Origin of the sequence: Lactiplantibacillus fabifermentans DSM 21115, from assembly GCF_000498955.2 — a bacterium.
In the GTDB taxonomy this organism is placed as follows: Bacteria; Bacillota; Bacilli; order Lactobacillales; family Lactobacillaceae; genus Lactiplantibacillus; species Lactiplantibacillus fabifermentans.
Map to the genome: position 1 here is coordinate 1 of NZ_AYGX02000063.1, position 21,868 is coordinate 21,868.

Genomic DNA, 21,868 nt, shown 5'->3' on the forward strand with positions numbered 1-21,868 from the left:
AGCTGATCTTTTTTGTCCGAACAGCGTTCGGATTAATTTTACAATCTACCATAAGCCAAACATATTACATCGTACCATATTGTAATCGTTGATATTAGTAGAATCGTCAATTAAAAGGAATTATTGAAGCTGGAATTAGTGAGATGGCTAATTCTAAAGCCAATATTAGTGAACAAGCATGTCGAGACATTAACCATCCATGATTTTGGTCTTCAAAGGAAGTCAGCGGTGGTAGTTATCCAGCCAAGTAAAGTTCTTTATTGTAAAAAAATAAATTGTTTGATACTAGCGGGTAACGTTATGCAGGGGAGGTCATGCCTGGATTGTTCATAAATAGAACTGTTTACTCATGCCGATGGATAAATATTTTATTAAACTAAATGTCAGGATTTTTGGACGAAATTAAATTGTTGGCAAGTTATTTTTGATAACGTATACTGTTCTCGAAAGTAGGTGAGCCAATGTTTAAAGCTTATGCGGAACTGAAATTACAAAAGACTATCAAAGAACTGGAAGAACAACGGATTGCTCGTGAATTGGCTGAAAATCCAGCGCTACAAGCTGACGTTGCTGCTCGCCATGTCAAATTGCGCGAACGAAACACTCAAAAACGTCAGTTAGATGCAAAGCAAACTAAGCAGGCGTAATGGGTAATGTTCAGGCAGTATTTTAGGTGGTGATTTGGGTGTTTAAATTCTATGCAGCGTTGAAACAACGTAAACTTGAAAACAAACAATTTGATCGGCAGGTGGCTAATGAAATTGAAAAAAACAAAAAGTTAGCTGCCGAAATTGATCAGCGAGCTGCGGCAATTCGTAAACATGTTGAGGATCGGATGAATATTTACTCGAAATAAATGGCGATGGGCTTAATGAGTCGGTCGTCTTTTTTTATTAGATTCAATTGCGGTAATAATGATTCGCCATAGTGTAATCGGTTTGTTTCAAAATTGATGAATTCTGAATTAAGTTCAACCATGTTTAAGTCACTATCTGCAACGGCTTGTACAATCCCTAAGACGGTTATAGGAGTTGTTGGCTATGGTTCATACGAAAGTACTTAGTTTCGGCAAAAACTAGCGCCTGATTAATTCGAACTAATATGGTATCGGCGTAAGTTGTGCTGAGTAACTTGCGCAGTTCTGTGGGCTTCTGTGTGGTTGGTAATGCAAGATTGACGTGTTCTTTCGTGAATATTGACAAGTCGAAAAATGTGTAATTGCCAGCCATCTTGATGAATTCTCCATCGCTGATTTCTAGTGCGTTAGTGAGCTGCTGGGTACTGATTAAATGGTCAATAATGATGTTAACGGCAAAATCGTTATAAACTGAATCGGTAGTAGTTGAACTGGCGGTTTGGTTATGACGTGCGTGCATTTCATTAGACTGAAGGTCATGAACGACAGCCGCATTGACGCCCAAAGTAATGCCGCCGGTATAGGAAGTGCGATCACCAGTCGTTGAATGTCGGTCAGTGCCAATCATTTCTTGTTGTTCTTCATGAATATTGGTAGGTAAGCCTTGGTTTAGTTGCGATAGAATTGAATTGACTTCAAGGCCGTTCAAATAAACGAATTCTTTAATATTTGGCATTGAAAAAATCCTGCGATTACGAAATTGATGAAATTTACCTTTCATTAATCAATTACGTAATCGCAGGATTTTTTAGTTTATTTAGCGGTTTTGTTTCCAACTATTCACGATGTCTTCCATCGCGGAAACCGAGTTGGCTTTTTCATCAGCACGACTCAAATGACCGAATTTATCATCCGTTGGCGCCGTAGTGCTTTGTGGTGCGGGGGTCGTACGGGCTGGTTTAGCAGTGGCTGCCCGTTCGATTTTGACCGGGGCGGCTGTTGTCTGAGCCGACTTGACATGGCCTTTAGCACCGACCTTAGTGCCGTGATGTTCGGGAATCGGTTGATTCGGTCGCATCTGGTCCATCGTTTGATTCAACAATTCGTCGACCGTCACGTTACCGCTCGTGTTAGCGTGACCTTTGACCCAGTGAAACTGCAAGTGAGTGAAATTAGCGAGTTGTTTGTCGATAATTTTCCACAACTCAGCGTTGACTAATTCACCGTTGGACCGTTTCCAGCCACGGCGCTTCCAACCAGTTAGCCAGCCTTTCATGATGGCATCCAAGACGTATTTGGAGTCGGAAACGACTAAGATAGAACTTTCAGTCTGGTCGAGGAGGGTCAACTGGTCTAATGCTTGAATCAGCGCCATGATTTCCATGCGGTTATTAGTCGCGCCCCATTCACCAGACGTGCCGGTCAAAGTTTCGTCAGGCATGACGATCTCATAGGCCCACGCCGATTTGTCAGTGGCTTTCACTTGGCCACCTTGCACGTTACCGGTATTACGATTACCGCCATCGGTATAAACTGTAATGTCGGCGTTAGCCATCGGCGCACTAGCTTTTGCGTTTTTGGTCCGTGGCGCTTTAGGTGTCGCGCTGGACTTACCGTTGACGAAGGCTTCAGCTTCGGCGCGGGTTGGAAAACTCTTATATTGAGCGCCAGAATAGCCATTTATTTGTTGTTGACAGGCGGCCCAAGTGCTATAAATACCTGGTTTACGGCCAACCCGGACTGCGTAAAATTTCTTGCTTGCCATGATTTGCTCAACTTTCATTTTAGAATTGATTGTTACATTATACCGCGAATGAGCGCGTAAAAAAACGACTAGCGTCAGCGCCAGTCGTTTCTAGGTTAGTTAGTTTTAGCTCGTAATTGTTTGCGTAACGTGATTTCACGCACAGCGGTTTGCGTCTGGTATTGACGGTCAGCTGACAGCCAACTAGCGAGATGCCAGCCGTCATATAACCACCACACGCCGGTAATTAAGGCCCCAACGCCAAAATACCACACGCCAATCCAAAAAATTAACGTCATCGCCACCGCACTCCAAGTTTTACCGAAGTAGTAGCGATGACCGCCCATGAATCCGGTCAGGCCCCATAGCCAGTAGGCCACTCGCGGATTTTTCGCGTAAGTCGCAATGGCTGACGCCACAGTTTGTTGTTCTTGTAGCGTCAGTTGACCCTTGATTGTCATCTTAAATTCCCCCTAAGCGACCGCTTTTAACGACTACGGTCGACGTCGATTAACTAACTCTTGTCGTTAGTATCGCACGTTAAAAACGGTTGTGCAATCCATATTTTTACAGCGCGGCTAGCTTGTTGCCACTGACTGTCTTAGTTAAATTAAGTGAACTTAATAAAGCGGCCCGTCATTAGTATTATTATCAAAATAATGCAGGAAAATTGTCAGTAGTGACCAGAATAGTCCTGCTAGTCGTAAATTAGTTTACAAATTTAATAAATCTAGCTATACTAACATGATGGGCTTTTAGCGTCATAACGGACGTTACATTAAAATTAAGCGCGCGGGGTGGCCGCAATCCGGTGGCCGTGGTTGTTGAACTAGGAGCTAGTTTTCGGCCCGCAATCTAGCTTAATAATATGATAAAATAGGCTAGTGGCATCCGTGCCATTTAAAACGAGTAAATCGATAGAAGTGAAGGGGAAAACGATGATTAATCTATTTAAACCAACTTGGATGATACCAGCAATTTATAATGTTACACCGGCACAACTGAAGGCAAAGGGCATCAAGGCCGTCTTTGCCGACTTGGATAACACATTGATTGCCTGGGATAATCCAGATGGGACCCCTGAACTGAAAAAGTGGTTACACGCCTTACAAGACGCGGGCATTCCGCTCGTCGTCGTTTCGAATAATTCCGAAGTGCGCATCGCCAAAGCGTTAGCGGCTTTAGAATTGCCATTTGTATCGCGGGCCTTGAAACCACTACCCATCGGCATTCAAAAAGCGCGTCATAACTTAGGATTGCGCAAAAATGAAGTGGTCATGGTGGGTGACCAATATATTACAGATATGTGGGCAGCCCATATGGCGGGGGTTGCGAGTATTTTAGTCCAACCAATCGTCAAAACGGACGCCTGGAACACGCGGATCAACCGCTTTTTTGAACGTTTTATCAAATTACGGTTGCGCCATCGTTATCCAGAAATGCATTTTCAAAAGGAGCTTAAATAAGTGAGTGACACAACTCAAGAAACTTTATATTGTATCGGCTGTGGGGCCGCAATTCAAACTGACGACCCGAACGCGGCCGGTTATACGCCAGCGTCAGCTTTAAAAAAGGCGTTAGCGACGGATACGCAAGATTTATATTGCCAACGCTGTTTTCGGCTACGGCATTATAACGAAATCGTACCCGTTGATTTAAGTGACGATGATTTTCGTCATTTATTAGCGACGATTCGTGACGCCAATGCGTTGGTCGTCTATGTTGTCGATATTTTTGACTTAAATGGGAGTATCATTCCCGGTCTCCAGCGCTTCGTCGGGGATAATCCGGTCTTGTTAGTTGGGAACAAAGAAGACGTCTTACCACGGCAATTACGCCGCACGAAGTTACGTGAATGGATGAACCAACAAGTGCGCGCGCAAGGTATTAAGCCAGTTGACGTGGCGTTGACTAGTGCGAAAAAAGGCACCGCGACTGAAGACTTATTAGCCTTGATTGAAAAATATCGGCGCGGACGGGACGTTTACGTGGTCGGCGTGACTAACGTTGGTAAGTCCACGTTAATCAACCGGATTATTGCGAACAACACCGGCTTGAAAGACTTGATTACGACATCACGTTTCCCAGGCACGACGCTCGATAAGATTGAAATTCCTTTAGATGACGGTCATAAGATGGTCGACACCCCGGGGATTATTCATCCTGAACAAATGGCGCACGTGTTGAGTGGTGACGACCTGAAGTTAGTGTCACCTCAACGTGAAATCCGACCAAAAGGGTTCCAATTAGGCAACGGTCAAACCTTGTTCTTAGGGGGTGTCGCGCGGTTGGATATTATTGATACGATTAAGCCAACCGGGACAGTCTACGTGGACAACAACTTGACGTTACATCGAACGCGGACGGAAAATGCCGACAACTTCTACACTAAGCACGTCGGTGAATTGATTACGCCGCCAACTAGCGACTATGTCGATGGTTTCCCACCATTAGTTCGGCATGAATTCAAGACGACCGAAGTTAGTGACGTCGTGTTTGAAGGTTTAGGCTGGGTCACAGTAGCCGCCGATACCCGGATTGCCGGCTGGGCACCTAAAGGAGTCGACGTGTTGACGCGGCCCGCAATGATTAACAAGAAATAGGAGCATTATTAATTAATGGAAAAATTACGTGGAAAACAAAAACGCTATTTACGTAGCGAAGCGCATCACATGCGGCCGTTATTTGCCGTGGGTAAAAATGGCTTGACTGACGAATGGTTGACCCAATTAGTCGGGGCGTTAGATAAGCGCGAACTCATCAAAGTCAACATCTTACAAAATGCTGATGTCGATACTGATGAAGTTAAAGCGGCGATTGAACAAAATACGCCAATCACCGTCGTCCAAACGATTGGGCGCGTGTTAGTGTTGTACATGCCATCAAGTCATGATGAATCGCAACATTATTCTCGCAAAGTCGCAACGATTTAGGAGGTTTTTAGGGTGAAGACGGTTAATCAAACCGCAACTAAAGTACTGGCCGAAATGGTGACCGATTTACCAAAACGGCGCGTTGGTATTTTAGGGGGCACGTTTAATCCCCCGCATATCGGTCATTTAATTATGGCTGACCAAGTGGGAACACAATTAGGGTTAGATGAAGTCCGGTTCATGCCGGACGCGCAGCCCCCCCATGTGGATGAAAAAAAGACGATTGCTGCGACGGACCGTGCCAATATGGTCCAACGCGCGATTGCTGATAATCCGTTATTCAAACTGGAACCGACGGAACTCAAGCGTGGCGGTAAAAGCTACACTTATGATACGATGAAGGCCATGAAGGCGGCGCATCCTGAAGTGGAGTACTACTTCATTATTGGTGGTGACATGGTGGATTATCTCCACACGTGGTATCACATTGATGACTTAGTCAAACTCGTCACCTTCGTGGGCATCAAACGCGCCGGGTATCCGACCACGAGTCCGTATCCGGTCATGTGGGTCGACGCCCCGTTAGTCGACGTCAGCTCAACGAAGATTCGCCAAAAAGTGAGTCATAACCAATCGATTCGGTACTTAGTGCCGGATGCGGTGGCCGACTACATTAAGGAGCATCATTTATATGAGCAAACCAATTGAGTATCAAGAAAATATCGTGCCATACACGCACGCCCAGCTCGCGGAAAAAGTGGCGGCCAAGTTAACTGATGGCCGGTTTCAACACTGCTTACGGGTCGAACAAACGTCGCGGGAGCTCGCCGAAGCCAATGGCGTTGATCCGGAGTTAGCAGCTATCACGGGCCTGTTACATGACTATGCGAAGCAGCGGTCGGATGAAACGTTTATTCAGCTCATCCACGACCGCGGCTTAGACCCGCAACTCTTGTCATACGGCAACGGGGTGTGGCACGGTGTCGTTGGGGCGGAACTCATTAAAGATGAACTCCATATTTATAATGAAGATATTTTAAACGCCATTCGCTTACACACGGTGGGTGCGCCGCACATGTCCAAACTCGCCCAAATCGTTTTTATGGCTGATTTTATCGAGCCTAAGCGCGATTTTCCGGGCGTGGATGATGCGCGGCAAGCCACTCAGCGGTCATTGGCCGATGGCGTTCGTTATCAGATTCAACATACACTGGACTACTTAGTCCAAAAGGGTGCGCCCGTTTATCCGCAAACTTTGGCAACTTATAATGCTTGGGTTGGCGGCGTGGGCACCCATACCGAAAATTAATTTACTAAGGGAGTATTACATGGATAGCAAAGAATTATTAGCAACAACCATCAAAGCGGCCGATGACAAACGGGCCGAAGATATCGTGGCGTTAGATGTTGCGGAAGTTAGTTTAATGGCGGATTATTTCGTCATCGTTTCCGCTGATTCTAAGCGTCAAGTTCAAGCGATTGCCGACAGCGTCGTTGACTTTATTCGTCAAGCCGGTTCGGACGTTAAGAGTGTCGAAGGTCGGACGGCTGGTGAATGGGTCTTGATCGATTGTGGTGACGTCATCGTGCACGTCTTCCAAAAAGACGCGCGGTCACATTACAACCTTGAAAAATTATGGTCAGACGCCCCATTAGTGGACGTTGATCAATGGGTAAACGCATGATCTATCAAACGTTTGCCGAACTTTACGACGAACTTTTTGATCCAGCCATGTACGATCAATGGCTGGATTTTGTGCGTCGTGAATTACCCGACCAAAGTGGTGAAGTCTTGGAATTAGCTTGTGGGACCGGGCGCTTAGGCGTCATGTTAGCGGGCGCCGGGTACCATGTGACCGGTTTAGATTTATCTGACAATATGTTAGCGTTAGCCGAACAACACGCGGAAGAAGCCGGGGTCGCGTTGCCGTTATTAGAAGGCAATATGCTCGACTTGTCCGCAATCGGCACCTTTAGTGCGGTTACGTGTTTTGCAGATTCGTTTTGTTATTTGACGGATATCGACCAAGTCCAACAAGCCTTTACTCAAGTGGCGGCGCATTTGACGGCAGATGGTAAATTCTTATTTGACGTCATCACGCCGTATCAAACGGATGAAGTTTATCCCGGTTATATGTACAATTATCGTGATGAGGAACGCGCCTTTATGTGGACGAGTTATGCTGGTGAAACTTGGCACAGCGCCGAACATGATTTGACATTCTTCATCTGGAATGCCGATAAACAAGCTTTTGATGAAGTTAGTGAATTGCATCAAGAACGGACGTATGAACTGGACCAATATCGCCAAGCTTTACAGGCGGCCGGTTTTAGCCACGTCAAAGTGACGGCTGATTTTGGGCAAGCGGAACCCGATGTGCATACAACGCGGTGGTTCTTTGAATGTGAAAAGTAAGTAGGTGAGTCGATGCAAGCAGTGGGCTTAATAACTGAATATAATCCGCTGCATAACGGGCATCTGTACCATTTACAGCAAGCTAAACAGCAAACAGGCGCTGACTGTACGGTGGTCGTCATGAGCGGTAATTGGCTGCAACGCGGCGAACCGGCCATTTTAGATAAATGGACGCGTGCCGAACTGGCCTTGCAAGCGGGCGCGGACCTGATTGTAGAGTTGCCGGTTTTTTTTGCCACGCAACCGGCGCATTTATTTGCGCAAGGCGGCGTCGAGATTTTGAGCGCGCTCGGTTGTGAGAGTCTTGTGTTTGGCGCTGAACATCCGGAACTGGACTTTGACCAGTTGGCGACCGCGTTGCCAGATGATCCGCAGGCATTTCACCAGTACAATGCGACCTTTGCCACCCAGTTCAATACCGTGCTGCAACAAACGACCGGGGTCAGCCTAACCAAATCCAATGACATGCTCGGTTTTTGTTATTATTTGGCCAATCAACGACTTGGTCAGCCGATGCGGTTGGTTCCAATTAAGCGCCAAGTTGCCGACCACAATCAAACGACGATTAAGGATGCCAGTTTGTTTGCGAGCGGCACCGCCGTGCGGCAGGCGGCCCGAGCAGGCGATTGGGCGGCGTTAGCGCCAGTTGTTCCGGCGGCGACCCTTACGCAATTACAGACGCAACGCTTGCAGCAGTGGGCCGACTTTTGGCCATACTTGCAATATCAGCTGTTAACGGCCGACGTGACGCAGACGCATCAAGATGATCAAATGGCGGAAGGCCTTGAGTATCGCATGAAAGAAATGGTTCAAAATGCGACCAGCTTTGAAGATTTCTTACATTTGGTCAAATCGAAGCGTTACACGTATACGCGCTTGCAGCGGGTGGCCACGGCCGCTTTGTTACAATTGACCACGGCTGAAGTCCAACAAGCCCAAGCGCATAATTATGTGCGGGTGCTCGGCTTCAATCGGCGGGGGCAACAATATTTGCATCAAGTCAAAAAAGACTTACCATTGCCGTTATATACGAAAATCAATAAAGACTTACGCTTGCACGGACTCGAACTCGATTACCGCGCCGGCCGGGTCTATCAATTAATTAATGAGCAACCCCAAGATTTATACCGCAAACCGTTAATTCATTTGGCGTGAGTTAGTTGACCTTGATAGCGTTTCTTGGTAGAGTAGTGAACGATATCGGGCAATTCAGCCTGTCAAGGAAAAAACATTGACAAAGGATTTTAACACCGGTATAATTTATCACGTTGCATTAGGAGGTTTTTAAATGAAATGGTCGTTAGCGCAGCTTAAAAGTTACCGTGATACGCCACTTCGGTTTGATGAAGCACTGGACTTAAAACACTCCCTGATGACGCGTTTTCCTAAGGATATTTACGATGTTAAGAGTGTTCACGTTAAGGGATACTTGTCGTATGACAAAGGAAACGTGCTAATCTCAGCGACGGTTGATGCGGACTTGATTTGTCCGTCAACGCGTTCGCTGACGCCAGTGGCTGTGCCGCTGACATTTCAAATGACGGAATTTTATGTTCCTGAAGGTACAAATTTAGACCAGTTTGAAGAAGACGATACGGTCATTATTTTACCGGAAGATGAAGTTTTGAATTTTGATGTCGCTGTGGAGGATAATATTTTAGTTCACATCCCCATGCAGATTCTTTCTGAAGCTGAGCAAAATGGTGAAGCCATGCCAACTGGTAAGGGCTGGGAAGTCATCAGTGAAGATGACTTAGCCAAGCAAGCTGAAGAACATAAAACTGTTGATCCGCGTTTAGCTAAATTGAAAAACCTGTTCCCTGATCAGGAAGCCAAGGATTAAATTAGCTAAACCTATCAAAAACACACATTGTGAATTTATTTTAAGGAGGTGTAGGTTGATGGCTGTTCCAAAGAGAAGAACTTCAAAAATGCGGAAACGCAACCGTCGTGGTCATATCAAATTGGCTACACCAAATTTGGCACCATGCCCAAATTGTGGCGAATTACGGGTCTCACATCGAGTTTGCCCAAGTTGTGGATATTACAACGGTAAGCAAGTCGTTAAAGTAAACAACTAATTTAGATTTAGTTGCCGAAAAGCGACAGTGCGGCCATGGCGCATGCCACTTTTCTTTACGAGACTGAATATAATTCAAAAAACTCGCTTCGGCGAGTTTTTTTGTGCGCTCATTTTTAAATGTCACCGGTATTCAGATTAGGTGCGAGATGCTATACTGCGGGTGGTTGCCGCTGCCAGCTGACCGTAATTCCAGCCGCTATGGGGAACGGCTCAAGCCTGAGGAGCGGTCTTGACCCTCGCTTTTGAGCCTAAAGAGCAAGTCTCAAAAGACGTCCGTGGTGTAAACGGGATGCAAACCAATCCCGTTAACACCACCCGCATAGCGGCTTCCATTACGGTCAGCTGGCAGCTAGGTTGATCTTTGATGAGCATTGCAACCAATAACTAAAATAACCTTTTGTCGCTTGTCTTATATTAAGTGATTTGTATAAGTCGTAAGTTTGAATACGTCACTAGTCATTAGTTTGCGTGGTAACAGATGTGACATAAATTTGTATAATCTGTATTTGCGCAATAGTAAGTCAATTTGCACATTTACCGGCGAGTCATTCGATATTTTGAAAATGAGAAGTGGTATTTCAATGGAGATTATGGACCAGATTATTTTGTCGTGTACAGCCTAGTGAGGAGCGTTTACGTGGTAATTCATTTAATTGCGGTTGCCAGAATTAAAGGACAGATGTATGTCTATCATTATACAGCTGACAAGATTGCACCAGTTATTGCAGCTAAAAATGTGTTAGTGACGGTTGGTCATCAATGGGCGAGCGCATTTAGTATTCATATTTTAAAAAACTTGAGCACAGATTTTGAGTCGGTTCGCCGGTTGGACCCGTATTTTTCAACGGCCGTGGTATTTATGGACGTTGAAGCCTTTCTTGAAATAATTGCGAAAAAAGCAAGGATTAGCTGGTGGCACGATTTTACGAAAATGATTCGGCATCATTTTAGGCAACCATCGATGAGGAGTGGGGCAAGATGGAGATTCACTTTTTGGCAGTAGCCAATTTTGATAATCAGATGTCGGTATTTCATTTTTCCAGTAATGATCGGGAACAATTGAATGTGGTAGTAAAAGAGTTACTGTCTGCCGGCAGTGAAATTTCGAGTGATTTTAGTTTACATTTTCTGAAAACAAATAATTGCAGCTTCGAATCAGTGGCCAAAATGGACCCGTATTTTGCGGATGCGGATTGTTACGAGGATGTCGGTGAATTTGTCGCTTTAGTTAAGCAAAATAAAGGCGCATAGTAAATGCGACAGTTCTGCATGGCTTGCTTATCGCACTAAGAAGAGTGGTAGCAAGTCATATACTTATCATTTGATTTCTGCCCCTAAAAGTGTGACCGTTAAAACCACGAAATAATAATTAAAACTAATTCAAATCCGTTCATCAGTCAGTTGGCTGGTGGCGGATTTTTTTGGTTGCAAAGCGGCAATATACGTTGTCCCCCAAGCATCCATGGCTTGCACGATGGAAATTAGACTCATGCCTAGTTCGGTGAGTTGATAGCTGGTTTTAATAGGTATGACGTTTAAATCGACCGTTTTTTTGATGATTTGGTCAGTCATTAATTCTTGTAGTTGTAAAGCTAACATCCGTCGCGTGCAGCCGGGGAGGGTGTGTAACAATTCGGTAAAGCGTTGTTCACCATGCATGAGCCGACAGATGATGATGGACTTCCATTTACCAGCTAAGATTTTTAAGGTGGTATCTAAGGGGCAGACTTCACCGTGACGAGTTTGCATATCAAAAGCAGTCATGATTATTACCTCCGCGTATAAATTGAGTTTACATAAATTATACCGAGCGTGACGGCGGATGCCGTATGGGGACGCTCAGTTGATTCGGTGAGCGCACGAGGTTACAAAAAATTCCCGTATTGTGTTTGCAACGCCTTACCATAACAATGGTGGCGAGGGGATGATTTTAATGAAAATCACGATGAAACAACGGTCGTTAGTCGCGGGGTTATTCTTGATTGTTTTTATGATTGGGGCTGATTCCTTTATCATTTCGCCGTTACTGCCGGCCATTGAACGCAGCTTCCACATCTCAGTCGCCCAAGCCGCCTTAGCGGTAACTAGTTATGCGGTGTGCTATGCCGTGGGCGCCCCGGTGATTGGTCCACTGGGGGATCATTATTCGAAACGGACGCTATTATTATTAGGGATTACCGTATTTTCGGCGGGAAGTTTGAGCTGTTCCCTTGCGCCAACGAATGGTTGGTTTGAAGTCAGTCGGGCGGTGGCTGGTTTGGGGGCCGCGATGACGTTACCGAATGTTTGGGCCCTGATTGGGGCGACGTTTACTGGTGCACAACTCAGTATGATCATGGGGATCACCATGGCGGCGTTATCCTTATCGATTGCGATTGGGGTACCCCTGGGCGCTTTATTGGCCCAACTGGCGAATTGGCGCTGGGCTTTTGGGGTGTCGACGGGCTTAACGCTTTTAGCTGGCGTAGTTTTAACATTAGTGGTGCCCACGGAAACGCGGCCGCGGACGGTGCTTGATTATTGGGGTGGGCATCGTCAATTGGCCCATAATCGGCCAGCCATTCGGGCGTTGCTTGTAACGCTAACTTGGATGGTAGGTTTTTATGCGATTTATACGTTTCTTGGGACTTTTTTAAGTGCGCAGCTTCAATTGAACACGTCGCAAGCCGGATTAGTCTTTACCGTGTATGGTTTTTGTAACTTTATCGCCAGTTTTGCGAGTGGTCCGGTCATGACACGACTCGGCCAACGCCGGGTAGTCCAAATAAATGGGGCCCTGTCGCTATTAGCCATCGCTGGTCTAGTATTAGGGCAAACGCATTTAAACGTGGTTATCGTGAGTTTAGGGGCCTTAGCCATCGTACAAGGCTTAGGGGTGACGGCGCTAAACACATTGATTGTGGGTATCGCGCCGCAGCAACGTTCAACCGTCATGGCTTGCAACAGTGCCTTGCTGTATTTAGGCTTGACGTTGAGCTCATCCATTGGCGGACCAGTTTTTGTCAACTGGGGTTTTACTGGGATTGGGCTGGTGGCCGTCGTGATGTTAGGGCTCGCGGTGGTACTAGTGTCGCAATTAAAACCCGCGTGAAAAAATTTACTGGTGATTTAACGCCAAGCGCGTAAAATAAAATTGACTAGTAAAGGGGTGGCGCGATGACCGAGACCGAATTACGGGACTTGTTTTGGGCCGATGAAGATCTGCAACAAATTTTAAAACTCAGCCGGGATTTACAATTAGCCGATACTTGGATTTGCGCGGGGATTTTGCGTAACTTTGTCTGGAATGTGTTGAGTGGTCGCCCAGGGTTTGATGCGACGACGGATGTTGATGTGGTTTTTTATGATTCGAAAATTAGTTATGCGGCCACATTGGAACTGGAACAGCAATTACTAACCACGGCGCCGCAATATCGCTGGCAACTGAAAAATGAAGTCTACATGCACCAGCACACGCCGGGCGGTCAGCCGTATACGGATACGTGCGATGCGATTGCCAAGTTTCCGGAAACGGCCACGGCGATTGGCTTGCACTTAATTGATGGGACCCCCGAATTGTTTTTACCATATGGGAGTGCCGACCTCTGCGCATTGGCAGTTCGACCAACCCCATACTTTAAACAAGATGCGCAGCGTATGGCGAGTTATCAGCGGCGCGTGCAAACTAAACCGTGGCAACAAAAGTGGCCACAGTTACAAATATTCTTAACTTAAAGGCCGAACATAAAAATTGTTTAATCTGGCGAGTATTGTATAATTTATCTCGGTAATGAAAATTACTTTCTTGCGTAATGAAAAAACATGAAATTTTTGTGACGAATCAGTCTAAAACGCTTTAATTAACTGGCGGTTTTTGGTACGATAGTCACGTAGTAAAATTTGGGAGGCAAATATCTAATGAGTAATGAAAAACCACAAATTGGTGTCATTGGCATGGCCGTTATGGGTAAAAACCTGGCCTTAAATATTGAAAGCCGTGGCTTCAAAGTTGCTATTTTCAACCGGACGGGTTCAAAGACTGAAAAAGTTGTCCAAGACCACGCCGACAAGAACTTAGTACCTAGTTACAAGATTGAAGATTTTGTTGAATCATTGGAAACACCACGTCGGATTATCATGATGGTCAAAGCTGGGAAACCAACTGACGCCGTTATCGACGAATTATTACCATTGCTTGATAAAGGGGACGTCTTAATTGATGGTGGGAACACCAACTTTAACGACACGATGGCCCGCAATGCCCGCTTAGACAAGTCTGGCATTAACTTTATCGGCATGGGCGTTTCTGGTGGTGAACTTGGTGCCTTACAAGGTCCTTCCTTGATGCCAGGTGGCCAAAAAGAAGCTTATGACTTAGTTGAACCAATCTTAACCAAGATTGCGGCTAAGGCGCCTCAAGATGGCGAACCATGTGTTACTTACATCGGCCCTAACGGTGCTGGCCATTACGTTAAGATGGTCCACAATGGGATCGAATATGGTGATGAAGAATTAATCGACGAAAGCTACAACGTCATGCGTAACGTGGCTGGTTTATCCGTTGATGAAATGTCCGATGTCTTCACTGAATGGAACAAGGGCGAATTAAGCAGCTACCTAGTTGAAATCACCGCTGATATCTTGTCACGTAAAGATGACTTGGGCGACGATAAGACTAAGCCAATCGTTGATATGATTTTAGACCGTGGGAACAACAAAGGGACGGGTAAGTGGTCTTCTGAAGACGCCTTGAACGTCCAAGTCCCACAATCAGTAATCACCGAAGCCGTTTACGCGCGTTACATCTCAATGATGAAGAACGAACGGGTCGCTGCTTCTAAGAAGTTAGCTGGTCCTGAAAACGACTTACAATTACCTGCTAAAGAAGAATTGATTGAAAAGATTCGTGAAGCCTTATTCTTCAGTAAGATCATGAGTTATGCCCAAGGGTTCGAACAATTACGGTTCGCCTCAAAGCATTACGACTGGGACTTGAAGTTTGGCGAATTAGCTCAAATCTGGCGTGCTGGCTGCATTATTCGCGCCCAATTCTTACAAAACATCACCGATGCTTTTGATAAGAAGCCTGATTTAGACAACTTATTGATGGATGACTACTTTGCCGATATCGCTGCTAAGTACCAACAATCAACGCGTGACGTCTTAAGCTTGGCAATCCAAGCCGGCGTTCCCGTACCATCATTTAGTGCCGCTTTATCATACTACGACTCATACCGGGCCGAAGTTTTACCTGCTAACTTGTTACAAGCACAACGGGACTACTTTGGTGCCCATACCTACGAACGGACTGACCGCGAAGGGTTATTCCATTACAGCTGGTATGAAGAACAATAATCATTAAAATAATTAATTTTGCAGCGATGCCTTTCGGGGTGTCGCTGTTTTTTTGCATGATACAGGGAGTCGAAAAAAATCATGAATAATTTGGAATTAGATATTGATGGCACATTGTTAGAGTTTAATGTAACGGATGTTGGTGACCATAGTCGTGATGCTTGGACTAACGCCACATTACGTGTAAAAAATGAATATTTTAATATGAACATCGCGACCACTTTTTTAAGTTATCCAGAATTAAAAGAAATTAGTACGACTTTAGACAAATTAGTGAAGGATGAATTACGGCCAATGTCGTTGGCATTTATTGAGCCATATCTGGAAATAGAGTTTAATCGAACACACGATCAACAAATCGTGTGTGAATTACTGTTGTATCCTGAAATAGATAGTATGTTCACTAATCAACACTATAATCTTCCGTTGGATTGGAGTCATGTCCTCAAACTACAAAAATTTTTGTCTCAACGATTAGCTGTGCTCTAAACTTTGAATCGAACGTCTGTTTGCGTTAAAATAAAGTGACAGCTTTTTGAACGATGGGGGTGTGACGATGCGCCAAGAATCATTATTTAATCCAGAACGGGATGCTAGTAGTCCGTTAGCCTACCGGGTGCGGCCAACGACGTTAGATGGGTTTAAAGGTCAAGACCACTTGCTTGGTCCGGGAAAATTATTGCGACAGCTGATTGCCCAAGACCAGCTACCGTCACTCATTTTCTGGGGCCCGCCCGGTGTCGGTAAGACGACGTTAGCTGAAATTATTGCCCAACAGACCAAATCACATTTTATTACGTTTAGCGCGGTGACGAGTGGTATCAAAGAGATTCGCCAAATCATGGATGACGCCGAAGCCAACCGGGATTTTGGTGAACGGACATTAGTCTTTATCGACGAAATTCACCGCTTTAATAAGGCGCAACAAGATGCCTTCTTGCCATACGTCGAACGCGGCAGTATTACGTTGATTGGGGCGACGACTGAGAATCCGTCGTTTGAAATCAATGCCGCCTTACTATCACGTTGCAAAGTGTTGGTCTTAAAAGAACTGACGACGAGCGCTTTGACAGAAATCCTCACTGCAGCGTTAGCGAATCCGCAGGGCTTTCCCGATTTAACGGTCAAATTACAACCAGACACGTTAACGTCGATTGCGGAATTTGCCAACGGGGATGGTCGGATGGCGTTGAATACGCTTGAAATGGCGGTGTTGAATGGGGAACGTGAGGGTCAAACCGTCACGATCACTGACGCTGGTCTATATCAACTGATCAATACGAAATCATTACGCTACGATAAAAATGGTGAGGAACATTATAATTTAATTTCGGCCTTGCACAAATCAATGCGTAATAGCGACGTCGATGCTGCCATTTATTGGCTGATGCGCATGTTAGCCGGGGGCGAAGATCCGTTGTATATTGCGCGGCGCTTAATTCGATTCGCCAGTGAAGATGTCGGGCTAGCAGACCGACAGGCGTTACCGTTATGTGTGGCGGTTTATCAGGCGTGCCAGTTTATTGGTATGCCCGAATGTAACGTCAACTTGACGGAAGCGGTGACTTACTTGGCACTAGCTCCGAAATCCAACGCGTTATACGCCGCGACTTCTGCGGCCCGCGCTGATGTGAAGGCCCACGGTAATTTACCGGTACCGCTCCAAATTCGCAATGCGCCGACCCGGTTAATGAAAGATTTGGGTTATGGCGACCATTATCAATATGCGCATGACACGGCGGCTAAATTAACCGATATGCAGACGATGCCGCCAGAATTGCAAGGGCAGACGTATTATGAACCGACGGACCAAGGACAAGAAAAGGCGTGGCAACAACGGTTACAAGCTATCAAACAGTGGCATGCGGCCCATCCACACGATGAAAATGAGTAAGCTTTTAGATTGCAATTAGGCTTGTTTTGCGTAAAATTAAATTCGTATGAAGGCTTGGCGACATTTCAGGTGTAGGAAATTCAGCGTATTCATGTTAAAATAACATGTTGTACCTGCTTAATTGACATTTTTCTAATTAAGCACCGGAACTATACGAACGCTAGATAAGTTGAATATTAGGAGTGACTAAAAGTAAATGAGTCGAATTTTAATTATTGAGGATGAAAAAAACCTCGCCCGCTTTGTTGAACTGGAATTAAAGCATGAAGGTTACGATATTCAAGTTGAATATAATGGTCGTAAAGGGTTAGACGCTGCTTTAGGCGAAGACTTTGATGCCATCCTGTTAGACTTGATGTTACCCGAATTAAACGGTCTGGAAGTTTGTCGCCGGGTCCGCGAAGTTAAGAACACGCCAATCATCATGATGACGGCGCGTGACTCCGTGATTGACCGGGTCTCAGGCTTAGACCATGGGGCCGACGACTATATCGTAAAACCATTTGCCATTGAAGAATTATTGGCACGGTTACGGGCTTTATTACGCCGGATCGACTTGGAAAGCGAACAACAAAACACGAAACAAACGACGGTTACTTATAAAGATTTAACGATTGAAAAAGAAAACTTAGTCGTTAAGCGCGGTGATGAAGTCATCAACTTAACGAAACGGGAATACGAATTATTATTGACCTTAATGGAAAATATCAATGTCGTGTTAGCCCGTGATGTTTTATTAAATAAAGTTTGGGGTTACGAATCCGAAGTCGAAACGAACGTCGTGGACGTTTACATTCGTTACTTACGGAATAAGATCGACCGCCCAGGCGAAAAGAGCTACATTCAAACTGTTCGTGGGACTGGATATGTGATTCGGTCGTAATGAACGACGAACCAGCAACCATGGCGACGCAACCACAACGTCAACGTTGGTCGTTGAAATGGAAATGGGCGCTCGGGACCGCAATTGGGACCGCGCTCATTTTTATTTGCTTTTCTTTACTGATGTATAAGAGTTTCACGAACCTCTTATTGCGTCAGGAACAACGTGATGTTGCCAATGCCGTTACCGCCGTTCAACAATCGCTCCGCAGTGAATCGACTGGTTTGACAGTAAAATCCGTCGCCGCCAAACTGCAACCGGAAGCCAACATTGAACCGTCTGAAGGGATGAGCTCCCGGCAACAAGGGGCGCTTAAAACGAAATTTTTCACCGATTCACAATTGACCGCCTTGTCGCGGACTAATTTAGCCGTCACGGTTTATAATCCGGAAGGTGTGACGTTATATATTTCCCGCAAAGACGCGCACGAATTCAAGAAAATTAGTAGTCGTGAAATCGGCTTAGTTGGTAGTGGTAGTGACTCTGAACTAGTCGGTCGTGCGCCCATTCGCGCGACAAAAACGCACAAGCTGATTGGGTACGCCCAAGTCACCGATAATTTGAGTGACTTTCACAATACGACCCATAACTTAATGTGGATTTTCATCGTGATGACGATGATTGCCATCTTTGGCGCGGCGTTACTCGGGTATTTCTTAGCCGCCTTCTTATTACGACCAATGCGCAAGATTCGCGAAACGATTAATGCGGTCAATGCCGACCCACAAACGGATTCACGGGTCCCGGATTTGAATCGGAATGATGAATTATCGGATTTAGCCATTTTATTCAATGACATGTTAGACCAGATGCAACGCTACATTACGCAGCAACAGCAATTCGTGGAAGATGTCTCGCACGAATTGCGGACGCCCGTGGCCATTATTCAAGGTCATATGGAATTGTTGAACCGGTGGGGTAAAGACGACCCGCAAGTCTTAGCCGAATCGTTAAGTGCCAGTTTGTCTGAAACCCAACGGATGCAAAGCTTAGTCCAAGAAATGTTAGATTTGTCGCGCGCGGAACAACTTGAAATCAACTTTAGTCATGAAACGACCGATGTCCAAAAATTGGTCACACAGGCGTTTAATGATTTTAAGATGATTCACCCAGATTTCTTATTTACGTTTGATGATGACGTGCACAAGCCGGTTTACGCGCAAATTTATCGGAATCACTTGGAACAAATCTTAATTATCTTATTGGATAACGCCGTGAAATATTCGACTAAACGCAAAGAGATTCACTTGTCGCTATCGACCGATTATCGCTACATCGAAGTCGCCGTCCAAGATTTTGGTGAAGGCATTTCAAAGGATAATTTGGACCGCGTCTTTAACCGCTTCTACCGGGTCGATAAAGCCCGGAGTCGTGATAAGGGCGGTAATGGTTTAGGCTTGTCGATTGCGCAACGCTTGGTGGAAGGCTATCATGGCCAAATCAGCGTGGAATCGGTCGTCGGCCAAGGCTCGATTTTCCGGTTCCAACTTCCGATTTTAAAAGATCCTAAGTTACTAGCAAAAGCGGAAGCGGATACCGATGCCGTTGAAAAAATTGCCAAGTCCGAATTACCGGCGGGGATTAAACCAGCAGTCACTGACCCAGACGAAAAACCGTTAGATGACCATGAACATGATGATTCACATCAATAAATAACAAAAAATGCTTGATTAGCCGCGGCTAGTCAGGCATTTTTTGTTAGTGTATGGTTGGAGCACGGCGGAAATGTTTTGTTCACGAGTGTTGGGCACGGCGCGATGGTTACCGGGGTCAATATTGGTTTCGACATTCGTCATCACAACCGTCTGGCCAGCGAGTTGTAACATCGACAAATCATTTTCAGCGTTGCCAATTGCTAAAATATCATCGGTGGCGAGTTGGTGCTGTTGTTGAATGAATTGGATGCCGTTAGCTTTGGTCGCCCGGTCGCTGGTGATTTCTAAGTAGTAGCGTCCCGGCATCGTGGCCGTCATGTTCGGCAAGTACATGGCCCAGAGTCGGTCAACTAAACTATTCATGAGGGCTTCGTCGCGCGTCATCACCATAATCTTATAGAGCTGGGTCGCCGGTCGCCGGAGTAAGCGGTCGTATGCGAGTAGCTGGGCACGTTGGCCAGTGAGCTGTTCTTCGTAACGGGTCCCGTGGTCATATTTAGCGGTATACCAGTGATTCGCGGTGTAGCAGCTTAAACTAACTGCCGGAAAGTCATGTTGGAGCATCGTTAAGAGTGATGCCGCCACATATTTCGCAATGGGGTGGTCCTGTAAGGTCATGAGCTGATCATGGTGGTACTCGAAAATTAGACCACCGTTGAAGGCAATTTGTGGTCCGGTCAAGTGCAATTGGTCAATCAATGGCTGCATCTCAAACGGTGCGCGGGCGGAAACTAGCGTCAGCGGGACGGTGAGTTGTTGAATCGCCGTTCGCGTGGTCGAAGCTAATTGCCCCTTAGCATTGAGTAACGTGCCATCTAAATCTGAAAAAATATGTTGAATCATTAAAATCACATCCTTAACCATAGCCTAACGTGTCGAACGCGTTCGCGGTCAAGCAACTTATATGGATGTTCCATAAAGATTATATATGAGGATTAAAATGATTGTTGTCGACCAAGTGGGTACCGAACTACGGGAGCAGCGCATGGTTTAAAAGTTCGCCTGTTCACAAATGTAGAGAACTGTTATAGTGGAAGTACAGTAAAATTATTCGGGGGGCGTAACGATTGGGAGATACAACCACTTATCGGCCGATGACTTTCAAGATTTTCTTGCAGTTCATTCGGTTAAATGCCAAGGCGGCCAGTGTTGTGCCGTATTTTCTTGGTATTTTGTTTTCAATTTATTATTTCCATGAATTTAAATGGGCGAATTCAATTATTTATTTAATTGCACAAGTCGCCATCGCGTTGTTTGTGACGGGGTTCAACAACGTACAAGATTATTACTTAGCGAAAGACATCCATTATCGGGATACTTACAACATTATTGGCCGCGAGCACTTATCACCACGGCGGTCGTTGCATATGATGTTAGCGATGTTGGCAACTGCTATTATTTTAGGAATCGTCTTAGTTTTCCGGACGAACTTATTACTCCTGTTCATGGGCGCGGCTGCGATTGGCGTCGCCGTTTTTTACACGTACGGACCAATTCCATTTTCCCGTTTTCCATTAGGGGAACTCTTATCTGGAACAGTGGAAGGCTTCGGGGTCTTCTTCTTAGCCGTTTATATGAATGTCCCAACCCCAATGCTGATGGGCTTTCACTTTAACTGGCCATACTTCTCATTGGCGGGTAACTTACAAAATATCTTAGTGATGATTTTAGTTGGGCTACCCAACATCTTCTTAGTCGCTAACATTATGTTGGCGGATAATATTTGCGATTTGGAACAAGATATTCGCAATGAACGCTATACCGTGCCGTATTACATCGGTAAAGACCGGGCGATTAAGGTCTATGATACGTTAGTCTTATTAGCGTACATTCCCGTCATCTTTAGCGTCTTGTTCCAAGTATTGCCAATTTATCAATTGATCGTTTTATTGTCATTACCAATCATTTTGAAAAATATTAAGACGTTTAATGCGGAACAAGTTAAAGAAACGACCTTTAATACGGCACCACAAAACCTGATGCTGTTCCAAGGATTACAAATGTTAGCTTTGATTTTAGGCATTTTCTTCTAAACTTAGTAGCCAATCTCATCTTGGGGTTGGTTTTTTTGTTCATTGGTAGATTGTAAAATTAATCCGAACGCTGTTCGGACAAAAAAGATCAGCTTCC

At 45.4% G+C, this 21,868-nt stretch carries 27 protein-coding genes; 22 read left to right on the forward strand and 5 right to left on the reverse strand.

Going from position 1 to position 21,868, the window contains the following annotated elements; genetic code table 11:
- Window positions 1–461: 461 nt before the first annotated feature.
- Together DY78_RS05210 and DY78_RS16085 are read left to right on the forward strand one after the other, a co-directional pair.
- The gene (locus DY78_RS05210) at window positions 462–647 is read left to right on the forward strand and encodes a hypothetical protein (RefSeq protein ID WP_024626211.1); all 186 of its coding nucleotides are present in this window, start codon (window positions 462–464) and stop codon (window positions 645–647) included.
- A 38-nt stretch (window positions 648–685) separates the two neighbouring features.
- Window positions 686–856 carry a hypothetical protein gene (locus DY78_RS16085; protein WP_156093430.1) on the forward strand — a complete coding sequence of 57 codons (171 nt, stop codon included), beginning with the start codon at window positions 686–688 and terminating at the stop codon, window positions 854–856.
- 166 nt (window positions 857–1,022) lie between these two features.
- Here the strand turns inward: DY78_RS16085 and DY78_RS05215 are convergent, their stop codons facing one another.
- From DY78_RS05215 to DY78_RS05225, 3 genes are all read right to left on the reverse strand, one after another.
- Window positions 1,023–1,592 carry a DUF6414 family protein gene (locus tag DY78_RS05215; RefSeq protein WP_024626212.1) on the reverse strand — a complete coding sequence of 190 codons (570 nt, stop codon included), beginning with the start codon at window positions 1,590–1,592 and terminating at the stop codon, window positions 1,023–1,025.
- A gap of 81 nt (window positions 1,593–1,673) precedes the next feature.
- Window positions 1,674–2,621: a ribonuclease H family protein gene (locus DY78_RS05220; protein ID WP_024626213.1), complete on the reverse strand. Its 948-nt coding sequence runs from the start codon at window positions 2,619–2,621 to the stop codon at window positions 1,674–1,676.
- Between the two features lie 95 nt (window positions 2,622–2,716).
- Complete coding sequence (locus DY78_RS05225) at window positions 2,717–3,061, reverse strand: TM2 domain-containing protein (protein WP_024626214.1); 345 nt, start codon at window positions 3,059–3,061, stop codon at window positions 2,717–2,719.
- 477 nt (window positions 3,062–3,538) lie between these two features.
- On the opposite strand from DY78_RS05225, the gene DY78_RS05230 reads away from it, so the two are divergent.
- From DY78_RS05230 to DY78_RS05280, 12 genes are all read left to right on the forward strand, one after another.
- Window positions 3,539–4,066, forward strand: coding sequence for a YqeG family HAD IIIA-type phosphatase (locus DY78_RS05230; RefSeq protein WP_024626215.1), 528 nt, complete (start codon window positions 3,539–3,541; stop codon window positions 4,064–4,066).
- Entirely contained in the window at window positions 4,067–5,203 is a 1,137-nt protein-coding gene (yqeH, locus tag DY78_RS05235) for a ribosome biogenesis GTPase YqeH (protein WP_024626216.1), read from the forward strand.
- A 15-nt stretch (window positions 5,204–5,218) separates the two neighbouring features.
- Window positions 5,219–5,533 carry a ribosome assembly RNA-binding protein YhbY gene (gene yhbY, locus DY78_RS05240; RefSeq protein ID WP_024626217.1) on the forward strand — a complete coding sequence of 105 codons (315 nt, stop codon included), beginning with the start codon at window positions 5,219–5,221 and terminating at the stop codon, window positions 5,531–5,533.
- 12 nt (window positions 5,534–5,545) lie between these two features.
- Window positions 5,546–6,181: a nicotinate-nucleotide adenylyltransferase gene (locus DY78_RS05245; RefSeq protein ID WP_024626218.1), complete on the forward strand. Its 636-nt coding sequence runs from the start codon at window positions 5,546–5,548 to the stop codon at window positions 6,179–6,181.
- The gene (gene yqeK, locus DY78_RS05250) at window positions 6,165–6,782 is read left to right on the forward strand and encodes a bis(5'-nucleosyl)-tetraphosphatase (symmetrical) YqeK (protein WP_024626219.1); all 618 of its coding nucleotides are present in this window, start codon (window positions 6,165–6,167) and stop codon (window positions 6,780–6,782) included. Before DY78_RS05245 ends, yqeK begins: the two co-directional genes overlap by 17 nt.
- 19 nt (window positions 6,783–6,801) lie before the next feature.
- Window positions 6,802–7,158 carry a ribosome silencing factor gene (gene rsfS / locus DY78_RS05255; RefSeq protein ID WP_024626220.1) on the forward strand — a complete coding sequence of 119 codons (357 nt, stop codon included), beginning with the start codon at window positions 6,802–6,804 and terminating at the stop codon, window positions 7,156–7,158.
- Entirely contained in the window at window positions 7,155–7,889 is a 735-nt protein-coding gene (locus DY78_RS05260) for a class I SAM-dependent DNA methyltransferase (RefSeq protein ID WP_024626221.1), read from the forward strand. The genes rsfS and DY78_RS05260 overlap by 4 nt, the downstream gene beginning before the upstream one ends.
- A 12-nt stretch (window positions 7,890–7,901) precedes the next feature.
- The gene (locus DY78_RS05265) at window positions 7,902–9,044 is read left to right on the forward strand and encodes a nucleotidyltransferase (protein ID WP_024626222.1); all 1,143 of its coding nucleotides are present in this window, start codon (window positions 7,902–7,904) and stop codon (window positions 9,042–9,044) included.
- Between the two features lie 133 nt (window positions 9,045–9,177).
- Window positions 9,178–9,732: a YceD family protein gene (locus DY78_RS05270; protein WP_024626223.1), complete on the forward strand. Its 555-nt coding sequence runs from the start codon at window positions 9,178–9,180 to the stop codon at window positions 9,730–9,732.
- A gap of 58 nt (window positions 9,733–9,790) precedes the next feature.
- A complete protein-coding gene (rpmF, locus tag DY78_RS15740) occupies window positions 9,791–9,970 on the forward strand; it encodes a 50S ribosomal protein L32 (protein ID WP_081754393.1) in 180 nt (59 codons plus the stop codon).
- 639 nt (window positions 9,971–10,609) lie between these two features.
- Window positions 10,610–10,975, forward strand: coding sequence for a hypothetical protein (locus tag DY78_RS05275; RefSeq protein ID WP_024626224.1), 366 nt, complete (start codon window positions 10,610–10,612; stop codon window positions 10,973–10,975).
- Window positions 10,951–11,223 carry a hypothetical protein gene (locus DY78_RS05280; RefSeq protein WP_024626225.1) on the forward strand — a complete coding sequence of 91 codons (273 nt, stop codon included), beginning with the start codon at window positions 10,951–10,953 and terminating at the stop codon, window positions 11,221–11,223. Before DY78_RS05275 ends, DY78_RS05280 begins: the two co-directional genes overlap by 25 nt.
- 129 nt (window positions 11,224–11,352) lie before the next feature.
- On the opposite strand, the gene DY78_RS05285 is transcribed toward DY78_RS05280, so the two are convergent.
- On the reverse strand, window positions 11,353–11,736 hold the full coding sequence (locus tag DY78_RS05285; protein WP_024626226.1) for a winged helix-turn-helix transcriptional regulator: 384 nt from the start codon (window positions 11,734–11,736) through the stop codon (window positions 11,353–11,355).
- A 160-nt stretch (window positions 11,737–11,896) separates the two neighbouring features.
- Here DY78_RS05285 and DY78_RS05290 point away from each other — a divergent pair, with 160 nt between their 5' ends.
- From DY78_RS05290 to DY78_RS05320, 7 genes are all read left to right on the forward strand, one after another.
- Window positions 11,897–13,063 carry an MFS transporter gene (locus DY78_RS05290; RefSeq protein WP_051385258.1) on the forward strand — a complete coding sequence of 389 codons (1,167 nt, stop codon included), beginning with the start codon at window positions 11,897–11,899 and terminating at the stop codon, window positions 13,061–13,063.
- Window positions 13,064–13,128: 65 nt separating this feature from the next.
- Window positions 13,129–13,686, forward strand: a complete 558-nt coding sequence (locus tag DY78_RS05295; protein ID WP_024626228.1) for a nucleotidyltransferase family protein — start codon at window positions 13,129–13,131, stop codon at window positions 13,684–13,686.
- A 183-nt stretch (window positions 13,687–13,869) separates the two neighbouring features.
- A complete protein-coding gene (gene gndA, locus DY78_RS05300) occupies window positions 13,870–15,306 on the forward strand; it encodes an NADP-dependent phosphogluconate dehydrogenase (RefSeq protein WP_024626229.1) in 1,437 nt (478 codons plus the stop codon).
- A gap of 81 nt (window positions 15,307–15,387) precedes the next feature.
- On the forward strand, window positions 15,388–15,795 hold the full coding sequence (locus tag DY78_RS05305) for a WapI family immunity protein (protein WP_024626230.1): 408 nt from the start codon (window positions 15,388–15,390) through the stop codon (window positions 15,793–15,795).
- Between the two features lie 67 nt (window positions 15,796–15,862).
- Window positions 15,863–17,200: a replication-associated recombination protein A gene (locus DY78_RS05310; protein WP_024626231.1), complete on the forward strand. Its 1,338-nt coding sequence runs from the start codon at window positions 15,863–15,865 to the stop codon at window positions 17,198–17,200.
- Window positions 17,201–17,396: 196 nt separating this feature from the next.
- Window positions 17,397–18,083: a response regulator transcription factor gene (locus DY78_RS05315; RefSeq protein ID WP_024626232.1), complete on the forward strand. Its 687-nt coding sequence runs from the start codon at window positions 17,397–17,399 to the stop codon at window positions 18,081–18,083.
- Window positions 18,083–19,735 (forward strand): HAMP domain-containing sensor histidine kinase, encoded by a 1,653-nt coding sequence (locus DY78_RS05320; RefSeq protein ID WP_024626233.1) that lies wholly within the window; start codon window positions 18,083–18,085, stop codon window positions 19,733–19,735. The genes DY78_RS05315 and DY78_RS05320 overlap by 1 nt, the downstream gene beginning before the upstream one ends.
- Before the next feature lie 18 nt (window positions 19,736–19,753).
- Here the strand turns inward: DY78_RS05320 and DY78_RS05325 are convergent, their stop codons facing one another.
- Window positions 19,754–20,581 carry an HAD-IIB family hydrolase gene (locus tag DY78_RS05325; RefSeq protein WP_024626234.1) on the reverse strand — a complete coding sequence of 276 codons (828 nt, stop codon included), beginning with the start codon at window positions 20,579–20,581 and terminating at the stop codon, window positions 19,754–19,756.
- A 251-nt stretch (window positions 20,582–20,832) separates the two neighbouring features.
- Here DY78_RS05325 and DY78_RS05330 point away from each other — a divergent pair, with 251 nt between their 5' ends.
- Window positions 20,833–21,771: a 1,4-dihydroxy-2-naphthoate polyprenyltransferase gene (locus DY78_RS05330; RefSeq protein ID WP_029779171.1), complete on the forward strand. Its 939-nt coding sequence runs from the start codon at window positions 20,833–20,835 to the stop codon at window positions 21,769–21,771.
- Window positions 21,772–21,868 lie beyond the last annotated feature (97 nt).